Annotated in this window: 16 protein-coding genes; 11 read left to right on the forward strand and 5 right to left on the reverse strand. The window is 62.2% G+C overall.

The annotated features are described in order from the left end of the window. Nucleotides 1-45 precede the first annotated feature (45 nt). Both GTP27_RS15995 and GTP27_RS16000 read left to right on the forward strand, forming a co-directional pair. Nucleotides 46-774, forward strand: coding sequence for a response regulator (locus tag GTP27_RS15995; protein WP_161040172.1), 729 nt, complete (start codon nt 46-48; stop codon nt 772-774). Further along, entirely contained in the window at nt 774-2,051 is a 1,278-nt protein-coding gene (locus GTP27_RS16000) for an ATP-binding protein (protein ID WP_161040173.1), read from the forward strand. The genes GTP27_RS15995 and GTP27_RS16000 overlap by 1 nt, the downstream gene beginning before the upstream one ends. A gap of 16 nt (nt 2,052-2,067) precedes the next feature. Here the strand turns inward: GTP27_RS16000 and sppA are convergent, their stop codons facing one another. Further along, nucleotides 2,068-3,951, reverse strand: a complete 1,884-nt coding sequence (gene sppA, locus GTP27_RS16005; RefSeq protein ID WP_161040174.1) for a signal peptide peptidase SppA — start codon at nt 3,949-3,951, stop codon at nt 2,068-2,070. Between the two features lie 51 nt (nt 3,952-4,002). Further along, complete coding sequence (locus GTP27_RS16010) at nt 4,003-5,406, reverse strand: sodium:solute symporter (protein ID WP_308495297.1); 1,404 nt, start codon at nt 5,404-5,406, stop codon at nt 4,003-4,005. Between the two features lie 370 nt (nt 5,407-5,776). Between GTP27_RS16010 and GTP27_RS16015 the strand changes: the two genes are divergently transcribed. The 9 genes from GTP27_RS16015 (at nt 5,777) to GTP27_RS16055 (ending at nt 16,699) form a co-directional block, all read left to right on the forward strand. Further along, nucleotides 5,777-7,249, forward strand: a complete 1,473-nt coding sequence (locus tag GTP27_RS16015; protein WP_161040176.1) for a hypothetical protein — start codon at nt 5,777-5,779, stop codon at nt 7,247-7,249. Beyond that, entirely contained in the window at nt 7,246-8,727 is a 1,482-nt protein-coding gene (locus GTP27_RS16020; protein ID WP_229634004.1) for a hypothetical protein, read from the forward strand. Before GTP27_RS16015 ends, GTP27_RS16020 begins: the two co-directional genes overlap by 4 nt. A gap of 38 nt (nt 8,728-8,765) precedes the next feature. Next, entirely contained in the window at nt 8,766-9,194 is a 429-nt protein-coding gene (locus GTP27_RS16025; protein ID WP_161040177.1) for a hypothetical protein, read from the forward strand. A gap of 86 nt (nt 9,195-9,280) precedes the next feature. Beyond that, nucleotides 9,281-12,940, forward strand: coding sequence for a tubulin-like doman-containing protein (locus tag GTP27_RS16030; RefSeq protein ID WP_229634019.1), 3,660 nt, complete (start codon nt 9,281-9,283; stop codon nt 12,938-12,940). Nucleotides 12,941-12,952: 12 nt separating this feature from the next. Further along, nucleotides 12,953-14,209 (forward strand): hypothetical protein, encoded by a 1,257-nt coding sequence (locus GTP27_RS16035; RefSeq protein ID WP_161040179.1) that lies wholly within the window; start codon nt 12,953-12,955, stop codon nt 14,207-14,209. 27 nt (nt 14,210-14,236) lie between these two features. Continuing rightward, nucleotides 14,237-14,956, forward strand: a complete 720-nt coding sequence (locus GTP27_RS16040; protein ID WP_161040180.1) for a glycine zipper 2TM domain-containing protein — start codon at nt 14,237-14,239, stop codon at nt 14,954-14,956. A gap of 11 nt (nt 14,957-14,967) precedes the next feature. Continuing rightward, the gene (locus GTP27_RS16045) at nt 14,968-15,189 is read left to right on the forward strand and encodes a DUF3820 family protein (protein WP_371865938.1); all 222 of its coding nucleotides are present in this window, start codon (nt 14,968-14,970) and stop codon (nt 15,187-15,189) included. A gap of 79 nt (nt 15,190-15,268) precedes the next feature. Further along, on the forward strand, nt 15,269-16,303 hold the full coding sequence (locus GTP27_RS16050) for a M4 family metallopeptidase (RefSeq protein ID WP_161040181.1): 1,035 nt from the start codon (nt 15,269-15,271) through the stop codon (nt 16,301-16,303). A gap of 90 nt (nt 16,304-16,393) precedes the next feature. Further along, nucleotides 16,394-16,699: a protealysin inhibitor emfourin gene (locus GTP27_RS16055; RefSeq protein ID WP_161040182.1), complete on the forward strand. Its 306-nt coding sequence runs from the start codon at nt 16,394-16,396 to the stop codon at nt 16,697-16,699. A 28-nt stretch (nt 16,700-16,727) separates the two neighbouring features. Here GTP27_RS16055 and GTP27_RS16060 read toward each other — a convergent pair whose 3' ends face one another. From GTP27_RS16060 to GTP27_RS16070, 3 genes are all read right to left on the reverse strand, one after another. Continuing rightward, complete coding sequence (locus GTP27_RS16060; protein WP_161040183.1) at nt 16,728-17,171, reverse strand: hypothetical protein; 444 nt, start codon at nt 17,169-17,171, stop codon at nt 16,728-16,730. Between the two features lie 395 nt (nt 17,172-17,566). Next, the gene (locus GTP27_RS16065; RefSeq protein WP_161040184.1) at nt 17,567-17,995 is read right to left on the reverse strand and encodes a hypothetical protein; all 429 of its coding nucleotides are present in this window, start codon (nt 17,993-17,995) and stop codon (nt 17,567-17,569) included. A 362-nt stretch (nt 17,996-18,357) separates the two neighbouring features. Then, nucleotides 18,358-18,726, reverse strand: a complete 369-nt coding sequence (locus GTP27_RS16070; protein ID WP_161040185.1) for a glutaredoxin — start codon at nt 18,724-18,726, stop codon at nt 18,358-18,360. Between the last annotated feature and the right edge of the window lie 49 nt (nt 18,727-18,775).

The raw sequence follows: 18,775 nt of genomic DNA on the forward strand, positions 1-18,775 counted from the left end.
TGCGCAAGCTTGTACGGGGCGCAAGGCAAACGTAGAATGAGACGCATGAACTCTGCCGCCGATCCCGATCACATCCTGCTGGTTGAGGATGATCCCCGCCTCGCCGAGATGCTCACCGAGTATCTGGCGCAGGCGGCTTTTCGCGTTAGCCACGCCGCCAGCGGACGCGCCGCCCTAAACGCCATGCTGGCGGGCGATGTGGACGCCGTCATACTTGATCTGATGCTGCCCGATATGGATGGGCTGGAAGTGTGCCGCCAGCTGCGCAGCAGCTCCGACGTGCCGGTGCTGATGCTGACTGCACGCGGCGATGCCATCGACCGCATCATCGGGCTCGAACTCGGTGCCGACGATTACCTGCCCAAACCTTTCGAACCGCGCGAACTGCTGGCGCGCCTGCGCGCCATCCTGCGCCGGCGCGGCGAACACCGCCACCAGCCCGGCCTGCCGGCCGCACCCGGCGCGGAGCTGCTACGCTTTGGCCGCCTCGAAATCGATCCCGCCGCCCACACTGCCCGGCTCGACGGCCAGCCCTGCGAACTGACGGCTTACCAGTTCGATCTGCTGCTGGTGCTGGCCCGCCATGCAGGCCGCGTACTGTCGCGCGACAGCCTGATGGAACTACTCAAGGGCGAACCGCTGGAAGCGTTCGACCGTTCTATCGATGTACACATGTCGCGCATCCGCGCTGCCGTCGAAGAAGATCCGAAAAAACCGCGCCGTATCATCACCGTACGCGGCAGCGGCTATCTGTTCGCCAAGGTGCAGGACTGATGGAAACGCCACGGTCAGGCCCGCGCTGGCACTGGGGCTTGCCGCGCCTGTACATCCGCTTCTATGTCGCGCTGCTGGTCACGCTGGTGATCTTCGCACTGGCCGTCATGCTGGTCTGGCACCGCAGCGGCGGGCCGCTGGAGCGCTCCAACAGCACACTGGCGCAAGTGATGCAGAATGCACTGGCCAGTGCCGAGGCGCCGCCGGAGCAGCAGCAGGCCGCGCTGGAACACATGGCGGCCGGCCTGAATGCCGACCTCACCCTCTACGGGCGCGACTGGCAGGTGCTGGCCGTGGTGGGCCAGCAGATTCCGCCGCACCGCTGGCGCCAGCGCGACCTGCGCGGCCCGCCGCCGGAATCGTTTCTGCGCCTGCCCGATGGCCGCCGCCTGCTATCCAGCGTGCCGCTCGGTTTCACCCGGCCCAAAGCCATGCTGCACAATGCCCTGCTGCTGGTGGCGCTAGGCATAGGCATTGCCGCCTTCCCGCTGGTGCGCCATCTGACCAAACGGCTGGAGCGGCTGCAGCAGGGCGTGGAGGCGCTCGGCGCCGGCAATCTGGGCGCGCGGGTGGCGGTGGAAGGCAAGGATGAAGTAGCCCAGCTGGCGCGCAGCTTCAACCGTGCCGCCGACCAGATCGAACAGCTGGTGGGCGCCCACAAGACACTGCTGGCCAATGCCTCGCATGAACTGCGCACGCCGCTGGCACGCATCCGGCTAGCGCTGGAACTGATGCAGGACGACGTCGACCCAAAGCGCCGCGCAGGACTGGAACAGGATATCCGCGAACTCAACGCCCTGCTCGATGAAATACTGCTGGCCAGCCGGCTCGATGCCGTCAACGCCGAAGTAAGACTGGAAGAAGTCGATCTGCTGGCACTGGCCGCGGAGGAATGCGCCCACTACGACGAGGCGGAGCTCGATGGCGCAAGTGCGCTGCTCGATGGCGATGCGCGCCTGCTGCGCCGCTTGCTGCGCAACCTGCTGGAGAATGCCCGCCGCCACGGCGCGCCGCCCACCAGACTTGACATCTGCTGCGCCGACGGGCAGGCCCGTCTGACGGTGTCCGATGGCGGCGCCGGCGTGCCGGCATCCGAAGCGGAGCGGGTATTCGAACCGTTTTATCGTCGCCAGGGCACGCGCGACCATCATGGCGCAGGTCTGGGCCTGGCGCTGGTGCGGCAGATCGCCCGCCGCCACGGCGGCGAAGCGCGCTGCATCCGTCTCGACGATGGCCGCAGCGCCTTCCTGATCACGCTGCCGCTGAAAGCCGGCTAGCGCAGTTCCTGCAGTATCAGGGCGATTCGCACAGACAGTGGGTCACCGCCGTGAACGGCTTGTGCGCTGCCGTCAGCTCGGCCAGCCAGCCCAGATCCTGCGCAATGCCGTTGGCTGCCGTCGCCGGCAGGCCAGTATTGAGGCCCACGCCCAGCTTCCACTGCACGCCCAGCGACTGGGCCATGGATTGCGCCACCGCCTGTGCAGCGGAGCCGCCCAGCAGGCCGATAATCCGGTCTACCTTGCTCACTTCCGGTTCCATGTACACCACGCGATAGTCCTCCAGCTTGGCGCGGCTGGCGGCAGCTTTCAGCGCATCGCCATACGTGCCCAGACGGTCCACCAGACCCCGCTCCTTGGCCTGCTGGCCGGTCCACACGCGGCCTTGTGCCACGGCGTCGATTTTTTCCGGCGTGGTTTTGCGCGCCTTGGCGGCACGGCCGATAAAGTCGGCATAGATATGGTTGATGCTGCCCTGTATCACCTGACCGAAGCGCGGATCGAGCGGGCGCAAGGGGTTGGTAGCATCGCCCAGCCACGTGGTCGGCTTGCCGGCCGTGTGGATGCCCAGCTTGTCGATCACCTCGTCGGCCGTCGGCAGGATGGCGAACACCCCGATCGAACCGGTAATCGTGGTCGGCGCGGCAATCACTTCATCGGCCGCCATCGAGATCCAGTAGCCGCCGGATGCGGCCACATTGCCCATCGAGACCACCACCGGCTTGCCGGCCGCGCGGGTCAGTTCCAGCTCGCGCCGTATCACTTCGGAGGCAAACGCACTGCCGCCCGGCGAATCGACGCGCAGCACCACCGCCTTGATGCTGTCGTCCTCGCGTGCAGCGCGGATCAGCTTGGAGGTGGAGTCGCCGCCGATGGAACCAGCACTGGCCGTGCCATCGCTGATTTCGCCCTGCGCCACCACCACACCGACCGCATCGCCCGTCAGCTTGGGATGGATGCGCGCCAGATAATCGTCGAAGCCGATCTGGCGGAAGCTCTTGCCGGCAGCGTCGGGCGCACCGCGCTTGACCATCATGGCGCGCACTTCGTCGCGGGTCTTGAGGCCATCCACCAGCTTTGCTTCCAGCGTCACTTTGGCCAGATCGCCCTGCTGCTGCGCTACCAGCGCTGGCAGATCATTAATGGTCTTCATCACGGCGCCCTGCTCCAGCTTGCGGGCTTTTTCCACTTCCGCCGTGTAGTCCGACCACAGACCGTTGTTCAGATAAGCCTCGGCTTCGGCGGCGGCATCGGAAGGACCGTTGGCGATAAACGGCTCGGCAAAGCTCTTGTAGGTACCTACCCGCATCAGGTTGACCGTCACACCCAGCTTGTCGAGCGCATCGCGGTAGTAGTTGCGGTAGCGGCCAAAGCCTTCCAGCATCACCATCCCCATCGGATGCACATACACTTCCGAGGCATGCGCCGCCAGCAGGTACTGGCGCTGGTCGTAGCTGGAACCCCAGGCCACTACCGGCTTGCCGCTGGCCTTGAAGCGGTCCAGTGCGGCGGCCACCTCGCGCAGGATGGCCTGACCACCGCCATCCATTTCATCGGTCAGCAGCACCGCAGCCGTAATATTGGCATCCTTGGCCGCCGCGTCCAGCACGCTCAGCACATCGCGCAGCTGCAGCGTCTTGCGGTTATCGCTGCCGCTCACGCTATTCATCAGCGCCTCGCGCGCATTGCCGCTGGCCTGCTCGACCAGATGGCCTTTCAGATTCAGCACCAGCGTGGTTTTCGGGCCGAGCGACTTGGCGCCGCCACCGAAGATTGCGATGGCCAGCACGATCAGCACCAGCAGGAACAGCAGATTGAGTACGGTGCGGCGGCCCGTATCGAGCGCATGCCAGAACCATACAAAGCCACTACGCAGCCAGGAAAACGGGGACTTACTCATTCAAGCTCCAGTCGATTGCGAAATTAACAAGTACGCCATTGTATGCTGTCCTTAGCGCGCCGGGCGGGAAATCGCCCAGAGCCCGGCAAAAACCAGCAGTCCGTTGACGATCAGTAGCTCCAGCCCCATGCGGTAGCTGCCAAACAGCGCTGCCTGATTCAGTTCCAGCAGATAGCACAGCAGCGGTCCGGCCAGCGCCACCAGCGGCACGGCGTAGCGGGTGCGATGGTGCAGCGTGCGCGTGGTCAGCAGGCCGAAGGCAAACAGGCCGAGGATAGGACCATAGGTATAGCCAGTGAGCTTCAGAATCAAGCCTATCATGCTGGGATTATCGAGCCAGCGGAACAGCAGCACCAGCACCAGAAACAGCGCGCAGAAGCCCAGATGCACGCAGTGACGCTGGCGCAGCTGGCGCGCTTCGCTCAGGTCGCTGCGGCGCTGCCAGCCCAGTATATCGAGGCAGAAGCTGGCCGTGAGTGCCGTCATGGCGCCATCGGCGCTGGGGAACAGGGCCGACACCAGGCCGAGGAAGAACAGCAGTTGCAGCGCGACCGGCATATGCTGCATCACCACGGCCGGGAACAGCTTGTCGCCGCTCAGGTCCATGCCGGCGCTACGGGCGTACAGGCTGAGCAGGCCACCGAGAAACATGAACAGCAGCAGCACCCCGCTCAGCACCACGGTCAGCAACAGCATATTCTTCTGCGCGTCGCGCAGGGTCGCCACCGAAATATTCTTCTGCATGATTTCCTGATCCATGCCCGTCATCGCCAGCACGATGAAGATTCCGGCGAGGAACTGCTTCCAGAAGTAGCCGGGACTGTCCACGTGGAGGTTGAACATGCGGGTCAGGCCGGCGCTTTCCTGTGCTGCCCAGCCCGCAGCGACATCCAGATCAAGTTGGCCCAGCAACCAGTGGACGCAGGCCACCACCGCCAGCAACATGCCCAGCGTCTGCAGAGTATCGGTCCACACCAGCGTCTTGACCCCACCCTGATAGGTGTAGAGCAATATCATCAGCAATATCGCTGACGCAGTGAGCCAGAACGGCACGTGCAGACTATCGAGCAGCGTCGCCTGCAGTATGTTCACCACCAGATACAGCCGCGCCGAACCACTGAGCGTGCGTGCCACGATAAAGCAGCCCGCCCCGCTCAGGTAAGCCCCCTGTCCCAGACGCTGCGCCAGATACTGGTAAATCGAAGTAAGCTGCATGCGGTAATACAGCGGCAGCAGCACGCCAGCGACCAGCACATAGCCGACCACATAGCCAGCCATGACTTGTAGATAAGCATAGCCTTCGCGCCCGACCATGCCGGGCACGCTGATAAAAGTCACTCCGCTGAGCGTCGTGCCCACCATGCCGACTGCCACCAGCAGCCAGTGACTACGCCTGTTTCCGATAAAGAAGCTCTGGTTACTGGCATGGCGCGCCGTGTGCCATGCTACGCCCATTAACACTGCGAAATACAGCAGCAGTATAAAAAGTGAAATGACCGACATATATGCAGCTGAGGCCGTGAATTAAATGGCCGACAATATACACCCACCAGCTGAAACGGGTTTTCCACGCTGACACCCCGTTACGCTAGAGCGAACGCAAATGGGCTGAAAATTAAGATTTTAATATTCAAAAGTACAAACAAAGTTAACGTGGCTGAAAGTGCTGTTTACCTATGGCAGCCAGAGTGAGAATTGGTGAGATTTACAGAGCGTCGCTATCTCACATTAAGTTTCCATAGGGCTAAAAAAACGGTAATATGTAACATAACACTTAAATATAAATTAACGGGATTGAGTATTAGCATCGGTCGCTGGATGAATGATGAATAACGAGAATACGACGGTCTGGCCACTGGATACGGGAAATTGGGATAGCAGCAGTGGCGGCTTTCAGCTAGTCAGTACGCAACTAGGCTATGCCGTCTCGCAACAACTGCCTGCAGCCGACCTTGCCCGCTTCATGCTGATGCGCAAGGCAAGTACGGACGGCAGCCTGTTTCCGCCCGAATTTAACTACTCGCCCATAGACGGCACTCCCCTTGCCGCCCCGGCCCGCCCCGCTGCCGAAACTGGCTGGATACCGCCCTTCGGCGCCCGCAGCGTCGCCATGGCGCGTAACTCGGAAGTGCTGGGCCTGCGCAAATCGCAGCGCACGCTGGCACTGGCCAACCCTGCCAGCTACCACGCCGACAGCGATGCCGACGCAACGCTGCCGGTGCCGCCACCGGGCGAATACCAGTTTATTTCCGGTCAGTTCGGCACCCCGGCCGAGGTACTGCTGGCACTCGACCCGGCCAAAGGCAGTCTGTTTGTCTGGCTGCCGGAAAGCGCACACTGGCAAGCGATCGAAGGCAACAGCACCAGCCTGCTGGCCGAATCCCATATTCCGCGCGCCAGCTGGCGCTGCGAACTGGCGAGCGGCTTCCACAGCACTTTGCTGCTGGGTACGGATGCGGGTCTGGCCCGTCTGGTGGTCGATCTGCCTGCCTTGCGCTATCAGGTCAGCTACAGCGGCAATGGCGCCGCCATCGGTGCACCAGTCACCTTTAACCAGCAAGTCTGGCTGCCGCTGCAGCAAGCCGATGGCAGCCTGCACTGTGCCCAGATCGCGGCAGACGGCCAGCCCGGCGCAAGCATCAAGGTGGCCAATGCTCCCGCCCGGCTCGATGCCGGCAGCACGCCGGTAGCCTATGGCCGCATGGCCGTATGGCTGTATGCGCAAGGCCAGCTGCATGTGCAGCAGCAGGCTGATGGCAGCGTCAGCGCCCAGTTCATCGCCTGGCCCGCACAGCTTACGCCGGAATTCAGTTTCGGCTGTCCGTATCAGGACACCGCCGGCACCCTGTGGCAACTCTGCTTTGACCAGCAGGCTGGCCACTACCTGTATCTGGAACTGGGCAAGCTCCAGCCACAGCAGCAGCCCGCGCTGTCGCCCCGTTTCTGCTCCGGTAGCATCAATTACCGTTTCGCCAGCAAACTCAAGAACAACCCGTGGGAAGAACCCGAACATGGCGACGATGGCGCCGCCAGTGAAAACGTGATTCCTTTGCTGGAAGTGGGCGACAAGGGCGTGGTAGGACTCAAGCTGGGCAATACACAGTCGCTCACCGCACTGCTGGAAAACACCGACCGCATGCGCCTGCAGCTGGTGTGGGACGACGACGCCACGGAGACCGCCTTTCATACGGGCGTGGTGGCCCAGCCCTGGAATATGCGCCTGTTCGCCTATCACGGCAAACTCTGGGCCTATCATCCGCAACTGGCTCGCATCGATGGCTGGAACCTCGCCTCATGAACAAGACGCTACGACCACTGATGCTCGCGGCCGGCCTGCTGGCGACGCTGGCGGCACCGGCCTCGGCTGCTATCCAGCAAGCCTTTCTGGTGCAGAATTCGGGCTGGATGGAACCGTTCTATGCCGATCCGGCCTCGCAGCTGAAACCGCTGGTAGCCGCCGTGGCCGCCGCCGCCGCCGAACCGGATGACCGCATCATTACGCTGGCATTCAGCCAGAGCAGCGGCAGCCACCACTCGCCGGAGCAGCTCGGCACGGGCGATGGCGCCAGCGTGGGCCGGCTGCTGGCGCCGCTGGCACTGGCACACAAGGGCAATGGCCCGGCGCTGGCCGATACGGATTTCAAGGAAGCCATCAGCGCGACCATTACCGGTGCGCTGCAGGGCAAATCGGGCATCATCTGGATCTTCACCAACAACCGCAACAGTCCCGGCAACGATCAGGCCACGGCCGAACGCAACCGCGATTTCTACCGCCTGCTGCACCTCGAGCCGTCGATCACCAAGACCGTGGTGTTCCCGCTCAAAATGCCGGTGCAGGGCAAGCTGTACAACGCGCGCGGCCTGATGGTGTATGCGCTGGCTTACGGCGAACCCGCGGCGCAGGCACTGAGCCGGATACTCGCCAATGGGCGGCTGTCGCGCGTGCTGACCCGTCCGCCAGCTCGGCTGAAACCGGTCGATCAGGATGCCCTGCGCATCGTGCCGCAGGCGCTGATGGATGCGCCCAATATGCGCGCTTCGCTGGGCAGTGACCAGCGCACCCTGCTGCTCGATGTCGATGCCACGGCGCTGGTACCCACCGTACACCTGAAAGCTGCGCTGCAGAACCAGTTCTACCCCTATGCCATCAGCAATGCCAGCGTGAGCGCCAGCCTGAACGCCGCCGGCAGCCCGAGCGTGCCGATTGAAGTTAGCCCCGACCGGCTGGCTGCGCTGGCGCCCGGTGCGGAACAGGCCGTGGACGTGAAATTCAGGCTGCCGCTGGAACAGGTGCCGTCGGCCTGGTCGGCTCAGGCCATCCGCGCCATGGGCAAGCGGGTGCAGCTGCCGATGCTGGTGACACTCGATCTGAGCGGGCAGCAGCTGGCCCTGCCGCCGGAATTCCTTGCCGATATGCAGCAGCTGTTCCCCGGCGATCCGCTGGCCGAAGCGCTGGTGCCGCCCAAGGAAGTGCGCAGTTCGCGTGCGCAGGTACCACTGCTGGTCCGGGTACAGTATCCGCTCACCCCGGTGGTCGTGGTGGTCGGCGGCATCCTGACGCTGCTGCTAGGCATCGCTGCACTGGCACTATTCTCGGGCAAGCGCCAGCGCTATGCCGTGCTGGTGGACGGCCAGCCGCGCCACCTCATGCTGAAAGCCTTCAGTACCCAGAGCGTGATCAACGAACAGGGCGAAATCGTCGGCGAAATCAAGCGCGGCTTCGGCGCACCGGCCATAGTCCGGGTAGCCGATGGCCACACCCTGCAGATCCGCTAGCCCTCGCAGTAACCATTTTTTCTAAGGAGAACCTGACAATGTCCCAAGATAGCAAAGAAAGCGCCGGCTTCACGCTGCCTCCGCCTGCCGACAGCGCTTCCGCACCAGCTGCCGCCAGCGCCCCTGCCACCGTCAGCAGCACGGCAGCCACGCCTGCGCTGGCACCGGCCGAAGCCGATACCTCCTCGCGCGATCTGCTGGTAGGCGTTGCCGTTCTGCTGATACTGTACCTTGCCTTCTTCTTCGTGCGCGGCGCCTACGCCAATACACTGGTGGCCAAGCGCGTGCCGCCCAACAAGGCCAACGCTGCCGGCTGGTGGCTGTTTGTGTTCCTCGCCTGCATGTCGACTGGCGTAGTTCTGGCCGTGGTCAATTCCGCCAAATTCATGGCACCACTGATCATCGGCCCGCTCAGCCTGATCGCCATCGTAGCGCTGGTGCTGACCTTCGTAACAGGTCGCAAATAAAACTTGTAGTATGAACTGAGGAAGTGGGCAATATGGACAATTTGAACCAGACTTTGGGTGCGGGGGAACGCAAACAGGAGCAGATCATGGATTTGCGCCCCACCCTCTTCATCGGCATAGGCGGCACCGGCATGGAAGTGCTGATGCGGGTACGCCGCCGCATTCTCAACAGTCTGTGGGGTGGTAATGGCGAACGCACCCGGGTCGAGAGTCTGGCCGATTTTCCGGTCGCCCAGTTCATCCAGTTCGATCTCGACGCCGGTGCCGTGATCGATAGTGGCCGCGCTCAGGCCGACGATCTGCAGTTCGATCTGGTCAAGTTCAGCGACGAAGACAAGATCGTCGAATCGTTCGATATGGACAAGTACAGCCGCGATGACGACGCGCTGGAAAAATACCCGCACATCAAAGAGTGGCTGTCGCTGACGCCCAAGAAAATCCGCGAACTGGGCATAGACCCGGCCAAAGGTGCAGGCCAGATCCGCGCCATTTCGCGCCTCTACCTGTTCGACAAATACACCAAGGTGCGCGACAAGATACGCCTCAAGCTCAAGACCCTGAAGGCCGGTCTGTCGCATGAAGCCCAGCTGAACCGGCTGGGTCTGCGCATGGAGAACAGCAAGTTCCGCATCGTCGTCGTCGGTTCCGTGGCCGGCGGCACGGGCTCCGGCGCCTTCCTCGACATGGGCCTGCTGGCGCGCTGGCTGGCCAAGACGGAAGTGGGCCAGGCTGATGTCGAACTGATGCTGTTCCTGCCCACCGGCTATGCCGGCGCCAACAAGGACCGCACCGAAGCCAATGGCTATGCTGCCCTGATGGAACTGGAATCGGCCATGCTGGGCAACAAGGGCTATGTGGGCCGCTGGGATGCCTACGACCAGCCGGAACTGCCGCGCGAACCGTATAGCGAAGTGTATCTGATAGATTCGGGCAATCTGGCCCAGCAGCACACCAAGGACATCAAGGACGTCTACCACATGGTGGCCGATGCCCTGTTCGAAGATTTCGCCTCGGGCGACTTTGCCCGCCGCAAGCGGTCTACCGCCGTCAATCAGGCGCTGCATAAAAACTTCCTGCATGATGCGCTGGTACCCAAGTCGCGCTTTGCCGATATGCGCCTGTCGTACTCGAAACGCTATTCGGCCTTCGGTCAGGCCGTGCTCGACACGCGCCAGGAAGCCCGTCGCGACGAACAGGCGCACCGCTGGGCCGGCGCCATGCTGCAGGCCTTCTTCGGCGTAGGCAGCAGCGATGCAGCGGCCAACCGCGCCACCGACAAGCAGCGCGACGATTTCATGGCCGCCCAGATGGCGCTGCGCACCCATACCTTCAGCGACTTCCCCGAGTTCTCCGACAAGCAGATCGAACTCAAACGCAGCAACGGCGAATTCCTCGACTACCAGATCGTTGACGATCTGCTACAGGACAAGCATGGCCTGCTGCTGGCCGGCGTGGAACAGCGCGTCAACAGCAGCATCGACGCCATCCGCAACGGCTTTGACCGCAGCGAGTGGCCGGTGCAGGTGCGCGAAACCTTCAAGCGGCTCGAACGCGATGCCGTGCGCGATCAGGATACCAATGCCGACACCACGGAAGACCGCATCAGCAAGCGCCGCCGCGAACTGCTCGAGCGCATCAAGCAGGCCGTGCGCGATCAGCTGTATGCCTATCTCGACAACAAGGATTTCGGCGGTCTCGAATACGTGCTATCGCTGGTCGAACAGATCAAGGACAGACTGGAATCGCCCGGCACGGGCCTGATGCAGGCACTCGGCACCAACGCCGAACGCTACCGCGAAATCAAGGAAGCCGTGCGCACGCGCGAATACGAGCGCCTGCTGACCAATCTGGAGCAGACCAAGGGCGGCCTGTTCGGCAGCGGCGAAAAACAGGCTATCGCCGTGATGGACCACCTGCGCACCGAAATCGCCAACTCGCTCAAATTCCACCTGCGCGCCAAAGCCGCCGAGGAAAGCGTGATCCTGATGCAGGACCTGTCGGACTGGCTGGGCAAGAAAACCGGCATCGATGGTCAGGGCCGCGCCGTCTGGAACGGTCTGGTGGGCGAACTGCAGGCGGGGCGCGAAGCCGTGCTGGACATGCTCAACCAGCTGCAGCAGGCCAACCTGATTCTGCAGCAGGACCTCGGCAAAGACCATGCTACCCTGATCGTGCTGCCTACCGCGCAGACCGTGCGCCCCATGCCCGGCCTGCTCACCCTGCGCGAATGGGCCGATGAAGCCTTCAAGGATATCGGCGGCTCGAAAGTGCTGTTCCCCATGCTGGGCGACGCGGCCCAGCGCAACGATATCCTGCTCAAGGTCAAGCGTATGGCGGAACGCCAGCTGGCACTGGCCAGCGCCAGCGAAGGCGACCTGCAGGCCAACGATCCGCTGTTCGACGCACTGGAACAGATGAACCCGAGCGAGCGCATGGACCGCTTCCGCAAACTGCTGGCCTGCGCCATGCCATGGATAGACGCCAATCTGTCGGGCGACTTCAACGTCAAGGCTGATCAGTACAAATGCTTTATCGGTGTGGCCCATGCCGAAGAATTCAAACGCCGCTTCGGCACCGAGCTCGATACCTGCATCCCTACCGTGGCCGGGATTACCTCGGCCCAGTTGCAGATCGTCGAAACGGGCGTGCCGGGCCGTGCGGTCTGCTATTGCGAGCTGTCCGGCGTGCCGATGACGGTACTGCGCGGCCTGGAAGGCTGGCGCACCAGCTATCGCAAGGAAGCGGAGAAGAGCCCTACCCACACCCACATCGACTCGACCCAGTTCAGCCACCCGATTGCGCCGACCACGGACGAAATCAACCGGCTGGCCGAGGACTTCAAGCAGTTCTTGCAGGCGGTGATGCTGGGCGTGCTGACCCGTTCAACCCAGCGTTTCGTGCCGCCCGGCCAGTACCAGTTTGTTTATGAACGGGGCGATATTCGCCGCATCGGCAACGAACGCGCAGTGCGCCAGAACGGCCTGCCCACCACCTACCGCGAACCTATCGTCACACGCGTACAGGAAAAAATCGACCAGCTCGATGCCGTGCAGACGGTAGCTCTGGCGGCGCTGGCCGACCACTATGAAAATGCCGTGTACACCGCCAAACTGGTGCAGGATGCCACCGGCGCCGACGACGTGCGCAAGGGCTTTGCCAGCGCCATTGCGGGCGAAATAAAGCGCGAACTACGCGACCGGGCACGCCGCAAAGGCATGAGCGAAGCCCAGGCCAGCGTGCTGTCGGAACGCCTGCTCGACCATCTGGCCGAATGGTGCCAGGTCGTGCCCGATTCGGATGCCGACGCCTATGACTGGGAAGTGCGCGAGCCAGGCGAAGATGGCCAGCCACGCCTGAAATTCGTGCTGCGGAAAGAACTGTTCGACACTGCGCACCTGCAGGCCATCGGTGCTGCCGGTGTAGCGCCAGCAGTCGCGGCGCCGGCAGCGGCATGGCCGCCTGCGGCAGGTGGCATGCCACCACCACTGGTACCGCCGCCGCTAATCCCGGCCCAGCCCGAGTACCAGTATCACCTCGGCATCAATGGCCAGCAATATGGTCCCTACACAGCCCAGCAGATCGCCCAGATGGTGCAATCCGGACAGGTGGCGCCGGCCCAGACCAAGGTCTGGCGTCAGGGGCTGGCGGCGTGGACCGATCTGGCCCAGCTGGCCGAGCTGGCGCCGCTGCTAGGCCTGACGGCCGCTGTGGCGCCACCGCCACTGATGCCGCCGCCACTGGCCTAAGGATAGTCTGCAATGAAGTGTGCCAGTTGTCAGCAGCCGCTGTTCAGTGCGGTAGCGTTCTGTCCTTACTGCCGTGCGCCGCAGGCGCATGGCAGTGCCGATCCCGTCGTGCCGCCGGCCGAGGTGGCGCCGCCTGTCCCGCGTGGCAAAGGTGAGACCACGCGCATCCCCAAACGTGCGGAAACCACGCCACCGCGCCAACCGCAGAAGCCGCCCGAACCCGCCAAGCCTGCAGAGACCAAGCCTGAACCCGTTCCAGCTGCCAAGGCCGCGCATGCGCAGCCCGCTGCGCAACCGGATAGCAAAGCGTCCGTAGCTGCCGGCGGCCAGCGCAAACCCTCGCGGCTGTGGCGCAATCTCGCCATCGGCATCGTGCTGGTGCTGGGACTGTTTGCCTATATGGGACAGCGCGACAAGGCACGCGGCCTGGCCTGCCAGAGTGCCATCAGCGCCGGCCAGCAGGCGCTCGAACATGGGGATCTGGACGGCGCCCGCCAGCAGAACGATATTGCGCAGGCGAATTGCGACGCGCCGGCCAAGGAACAACTGGCAAAATTCCAGAAAACCTTGCAAGCCGCCGACACCGTGGAAACCTGCCGCAGCAACCAGCGTCTGCTGACCACCCAGCTCAACGAGCACAAGCTGGAAAGTGCCAGCAAGACGCTGGCCCGGCTGGTGCCCAAATGTGCTGCGGAAGCCAACTCCGGCAAGTTGCGGCGCCGCCTGAATCAGGCGCAGACCAGCGCCAGCAATGCCGTTCAGGCCACCCGGCGCGCGCTGGCCAGCCAGAATCTGGCTGCCGCCCAGCAGGGCATGGCCAGCCTGCTGGCGGCCAACACCGAAGCGGCCGAGCGCGAGGAACTGGAAAACGAAATCGTGCGCCTGAAGACCGTGACCGATGCCAGAAATGAAGCGTCCGTTCCGGCGCCGGCCGCCACAACGCCAGCACCGGCGCCAGTTACAAGCACCGCGCCGGCGAATGTACCGCTTGCCGCGCCGCCTGCCGCAGCGGCGCCGCGACCAGCCCCTGCCGCTGACGATAGCCGCGAGCAGAAGAGCGGCGCCGTGGCCAGCGCCAAGGCGGAGATGGCGCAGACCTTTATCACCGATGCCGAAAACGCTCTCGCCCAGCGCCGCTTCGATTCGGCGCGCACCTATCTGGAAAGCGCGCGCCGCATGGACCCGGCCAATCCGCGCATCGAAGCCCTGTCGCGCCAGATCCGCGAACGCGAACGCCAGTTATTACAGCAAGACACCACCATCCGCTAAACCCGACACCGATCGAAGGAGTACGCCATGACCAAGCACACCACCCGACTTGTGGCATCCGCACTGATACTGAGCCTGATTGCCGGCTGCGCTACCGCGCCTTCCGGTGGCGCCATGCGTCAGACGGGCAATCCGCCGCCGCCAGCGAGCGCCGGCGATGATCCTTGCAGCGTGGGCAGCTCGGCGCTGGCCGGCGCCGTGGCAGGCGCACTGCTGGGCGCCCTGATCGATGGCAAGCGTGGCGCAGTAAAAGGCGCAGCGGTGGGCGGCATTGCCGGCGCGATCGGCTGCGTGGCCATCAACTCGCAATCGCGCCAGACCAAGACCGCGGCCCAGATCGACAAGGAATACGTCACCGCCCGTGGCGCGTTGCCGCCGGAGCCGCAAGTAGTATCGTACGTGCCGCGCCTGTCGAACAACGTGGTGCAGCGCGGCCAGCCGATGCGCATCAATACGACGGTAGAACTAGTGAATGGCAGCAAAACCCCGATCACCGAAGTACGCGAGGAACTGGTGGTGTACGACACCCATGGCGAACCCTTCAAAACCAAAGCCAAGCCGCTCACCAACCGCAGCGGTGGCCGTTTCGAAAATTCCTTCGAGCTGAGCCTGCCGGAACAGGCACCACAGGGAACTTATACGCTGAAGACCAATCTCTACATCAACAACAAGCTGATGGCGCGCCGCGACATGAGCACGCAAGTGGTGTGGGATGGCAAGACCGCCGTGCAGGTCGCCGCGCTGTAACAGGCTAAGCAGTGTCAGATAGCGAAAAACTGGCCCGGCTACTCAGCTATAAAATGCCGTTCGGGAAGTATCAGGACCGCGTCATCGCTGATCTGCCCGGTCATTATCTGGGCTGGTTTGCCCGCACTGGTTTCCCCAAGGGCGAACTGGGTGGCCTGCTGGCCCTGATGTACGAGCTCGATCACAACAACCTGCGCAGCCTGCTCGACCCGCTGCGCCCGGCCGGTAACTAATTTGAGGAAAATCAAACGTGGCGCGCTGGAAAGGGAAACGCGTGTATAAAGGCACTATCGCCAAGCGTAGGAGCCTGCCATGCCCTCATTGCCCTATCACTGCGTCTGTTGCATCATTCCCTCGCGCATGCTGCGCAAGCTGGCCGAAGCGGCGCAAGCCAGCCCGGCTGAGCGCCAGTGCCTGCTCGACCAGTGCGAAATTTCCGCCCACCTGCGCGGCCAGCGTTCCGTCATGCCCACGCTGGCGGCCACCCAGCATACGGGCGAGCAGCGCCGCACTATTTATGATGCCCGCCACAAGACTACCCTGCCCGGCAAGGTAGTGCGCACGGAAGGCGCGGCTGCCGTCAAGGATGCAGCAGTCAATCAGGCGTACGACAATGCCGGCCACACCTATGATTTCTTCCATACCGTATTCCAGCGCAATTCGGTGGATAACAAAGGCCTCAGGCTGGATGCCAGCGTGCACTACCAGCGCGGATTTAATAATGCGTTCTGGAACGGACAGCAGATGGTGTATGGCGATGGCGACGGCAAACTGTTCCACGATTTTACTGCGGCCATCGACGTGGTAGCGCACGAACTGAGCCACGGCGTGACCCAGTATGCCGTGCCGGGCGGGCTGGTGTACGAAGGCCAGAGCGGCGCGCTGAACGAATCGATCTCCGACGTCATGGGCTCGCTGGTCAAGCAATGGCGCCTGCAGCAGAAAGCCGCCGATGCCGACTGGCTGATCGGCGACAGCATCATGGGGCCTAGCGTAGGCAAGGCGCTGCGCTCGCTGGCCGATCCCGGCAACCGCACGCTCACGTGGTCGGGCGACGACCAGCCGAAAAACATGGCAGACTATATACAGGATGGTGATGTACACAGTAATTCCGGCATCCCCAATCACGCCTTCTATGCAACCGCACTGGCGTTGCAGGGCCACGCATGGGAAAAGGCCGGACCGATCTGGTACAAGGCGCTGAGCCTGCTAACGCCCACGGCCAGCTTTGCCGATATGGCCAGAGCCACGGCACAAGCTGCCGTGCTGTTGTACGGCGGCGATACCGCCGAGCAGTTTGCGGTGCAGCGCGCATGGCAGCTGGTGGGGGTGCAGGTAGGATCATAAGGGCCGGCTGAGGGAACTTCAGCCGAGCGGCGCAGTCAAACAGCAGGACGGCAGACAGTTTTCGCAACAGCAGGCAATGGAGTACCCATCATGACCCGGCTGACTTTACGTTGTACCGGCGGCTTTACCGGCCCGGCCGGGGCGCAGACGCGCAGCATCGATCTGGCACAGCTGGCGCCTGCACAGGCGCACCGGCTGGCGCAATTGCTCGATGCCAGCCAGTTCTTCGATCTGCCGGAACAGCTGCGCAAGATGGCGCCGCAATCGGGCGATTTTCTCTACGACCTGCATGTGGAAAAAGATGGCTGGCAACACGATGTGCACTACCATCTCGACGCTGCTCCTGTGGCCTTGCGCCAGCTGACAGAGCAGCTCAACCACTATCCGCCCGATTAGCAGCTGCTAATCAGACGCTTATAAGGTCTTAGCGACGGCCCCAGCCCAGTGCCGTTTCTGCTGCAGCACGCGCATCAACATCCAGACTTTGCATCATCGCGCTTTTCTGGAGACGATTATCGCATTCGTCATAGGCCTTGATAAATTTCAGCATCGCAACATTGCTGAACTCCCTATTGATCGGGTTTTCACTATCCTTGCTATGGTAGGTATTGAGTCGGGCACATGCGCGCTCGCGCCGTGCTGCAGCACCGCTGAGGGCGACCGTGAGACGTCCCCACAGACTGGTAGGCTGACGATAATATTTGGGCTGAGTACGCGGCGCGAAGTCGACGGTGGCCGACTTGACACCAACGATGCCGCGACCCGCGTTGCCGTTGTCCGTCCACGTGTTCACGACATTCGTTACACCTTCGTAAAAGGCCTTGCAATTATCGTGAGCGTTCACGAGATTTCGAATAGAAATGGTCATAAGTATTCCTTGATAAATAGGACGTTGAGGGAAAGGATTCTTTTTTGTTGCGTGTGCTTTCTCGTCGAGCTAGCCTGTGCTTTGCCGCAGAGGCAAACGCTAGTCCTACGCTACTCTCGGTAAGTAGCTTTTGCAGAGAAATAGTTCACTCATAAATGGAATCGCCGTGACGATTCAGCGGACCGGTAAGTATGTGAGAGTCAGGCGTGCCAGCAAACGAGCCGGCAGGCCCATGGCGCGCAGATGACTGGCATCAGGCTGCCTGTACAAAGATGGCGTACAGCACGATGTGCCCTACCATCCCGATGCTATTCCCTCGGGCGGCCCAACGCCGAGGGAATAGCCTGACCACTATCCGCCCGAGCAGAAGTGGCTAATCAGACGCTTATACAATCTTAGCGACGGCCCCAGTTCAGTGCGGTTTCTGCCGCGACACGTACATCAGCATTCAGACTTTGCATCATTGCACTTCGCTGGACGCGATCATCGCATTCGTCATATGCCTTAATAAATTTTAGCATCGCAACATTGCTGAACTCCGTCGCTACCAGCGAATTTTGCGCCCCGTCATAGAAAGTATTGAGTCGGGCACAAGCACGTTCACGTCTTGCTGCAGCGCCGCTGAGGGCCACCGTGATACGTCCCCACAGACCGGTAGGCGGAATGTAAGATTTGGCCAGAGTACGCGGAGCGAATTGGGGCGCAGCAGGCTTCGCACGAGCGATACCGAGGGTAGAAAGGTTGGTAAGAACAAACTTCATGTTTGTGGCATAGGTCGCGCAGGCATCGTGTGTGTGCGAGAGCTTTCGAATAGAAATAGTCATAGGCCTTCCTTTATGGAATAGGGAATTGAGAGAACGGATTTTTTATTGCATGTGATTTTCTCGTCGAACCAGCAGGTACTATGCCGCACAGGCAAGCGCCAGTCCCACGCTACTCTCAGTATGTGGCTTTTGCAGAGAAATAGTTCACCCGTAAGAGGAATCGCCGTGGCGATTCAGCAGGCAGATAAGTTAGTAAAAGTCAGCCTTACCAGCAAGCTAGCGGGCAGACTCACGGCGCACAGAGGCCTGACAATAGACTGCCTGTAGAACGATGGCGGACAGAACGATGTGCCCTGCCATCCCGATGCTGTTCCCGCGGCATTGCGCCAGTTGCGGGAACTGCCCAACCACGATAGTCCCGACTAGCTGGCCAGCATGCGCGCCAGTTCGCCCTGCTCGATCAGCTTCTGCAGATCATTGGCGCCGCCTATCAGCACGCCATTCACAAACACCATGGGAAAGGTTGACCAGCCGGTCCACATCTTCAGCGCAATGCGTGGCCGCCAGGTATTGAAGTAATTGCCGTAGGACAGATAGGTGTAGGCGATGCCCTGCGCATCGAGCAGCTTGCGCGCCTTGCGCGGGAACGGGTTCAGCCCCATGCCCACTACCACCACCTTGTTGCTGGCCACGACCGCCTGCACCTCCTCCACCAGCGTGCGGTGGTAGCTGCTTACCTGTGCCCGGACGGCAGGATGGATCTGATCTTCAGCGAGGATGTAACGGCTCATGGGGACTTCCTTACTCGACGGTTAAAGCGATCAGCATAACCGCAAACGG

The organism is Duganella qianjiadongensis (assembly GCF_009857915.1).
Lineage (GTDB): Bacteria > Pseudomonadota > Gammaproteobacteria > Burkholderiales > Burkholderiaceae_D > Rugamonas > Rugamonas qianjiadongensis.

Excerpts from the sequence above, each read along its gene's own strand:
- GTP27_RS16025 (WP_161040177.1), top strand. The coding sequence starts at position 8,766 with ATGTCCCAAGATAGCAAAGAAAGCGCCGGCTTCACGCTGCCTCCGCCT.
- GTP27_RS16015 (WP_161040176.1), top strand. The coding sequence starts at position 5,777 with ATGAATAACGAGAATACGACGGTCTGGCCACTGGATACGGGAAATTGG.
- GTP27_RS16020 (WP_229634004.1), top strand. The coding sequence starts at position 7,246 with ATGAACAAGACGCTACGACCACTGATGCTCGCGGCCGGCCTGCTGGCG.
- GTP27_RS16065 (WP_161040184.1), bottom strand. The coding sequence starts at position 17,995 with ATGACTATTTCTATTCGAAAGCTCTCGCACACACACGATGCCTGCGCG.
- GTP27_RS16070 (WP_161040185.1), bottom strand. The coding sequence starts at position 18,726 with ATGAGCCGTTACATCCTCGCTGAAGATCAGATCCATCCTGCCGTCCGG.
- GTP27_RS15995 (WP_161040172.1), top strand. The coding sequence starts at position 46 with ATGAACTCTGCCGCCGATCCCGATCACATCCTGCTGGTTGAGGATGAT.
- GTP27_RS16050 (WP_161040181.1), top strand. The coding sequence starts at position 15,269 with ATGCCCTCATTGCCCTATCACTGCGTCTGTTGCATCATTCCCTCGCGC.
- GTP27_RS16055 (WP_161040182.1), top strand. The coding sequence starts at position 16,394 with ATGACCCGGCTGACTTTACGTTGTACCGGCGGCTTTACCGGCCCGGCC.
- GTP27_RS16010 (WP_308495297.1), bottom strand. The coding sequence starts at position 5,406 with ATGGGCGTAGCATGGCACACGGCGCGCCATGCCAGTAACCAGAGCTTC.
- GTP27_RS16000 (WP_161040173.1), top strand. The coding sequence starts at position 774 with ATGGAAACGCCACGGTCAGGCCCGCGCTGGCACTGGGGCTTGCCGCGC.
- GTP27_RS16060 (WP_161040183.1), bottom strand. The coding sequence starts at position 17,171 with ATGACCATTTCTATTCGAAATCTCGTGAACGCTCACGATAATTGCAAG.
- GTP27_RS16040 (WP_161040180.1), top strand. The coding sequence starts at position 14,237 with ATGACCAAGCACACCACCCGACTTGTGGCATCCGCACTGATACTGAGC.
- GTP27_RS16035 (WP_161040179.1), top strand. The coding sequence starts at position 12,953 with ATGAAGTGTGCCAGTTGTCAGCAGCCGCTGTTCAGTGCGGTAGCGTTC.
- sppA (WP_161040174.1), bottom strand. The coding sequence starts at position 3,951 with ATGAGTAAGTCCCCGTTTTCCTGGCTGCGTAGTGGCTTTGTATGGTTC.
- GTP27_RS16030 (WP_229634019.1), top strand. The coding sequence starts at position 9,281 with ATGGATTTGCGCCCCACCCTCTTCATCGGCATAGGCGGCACCGGCATG.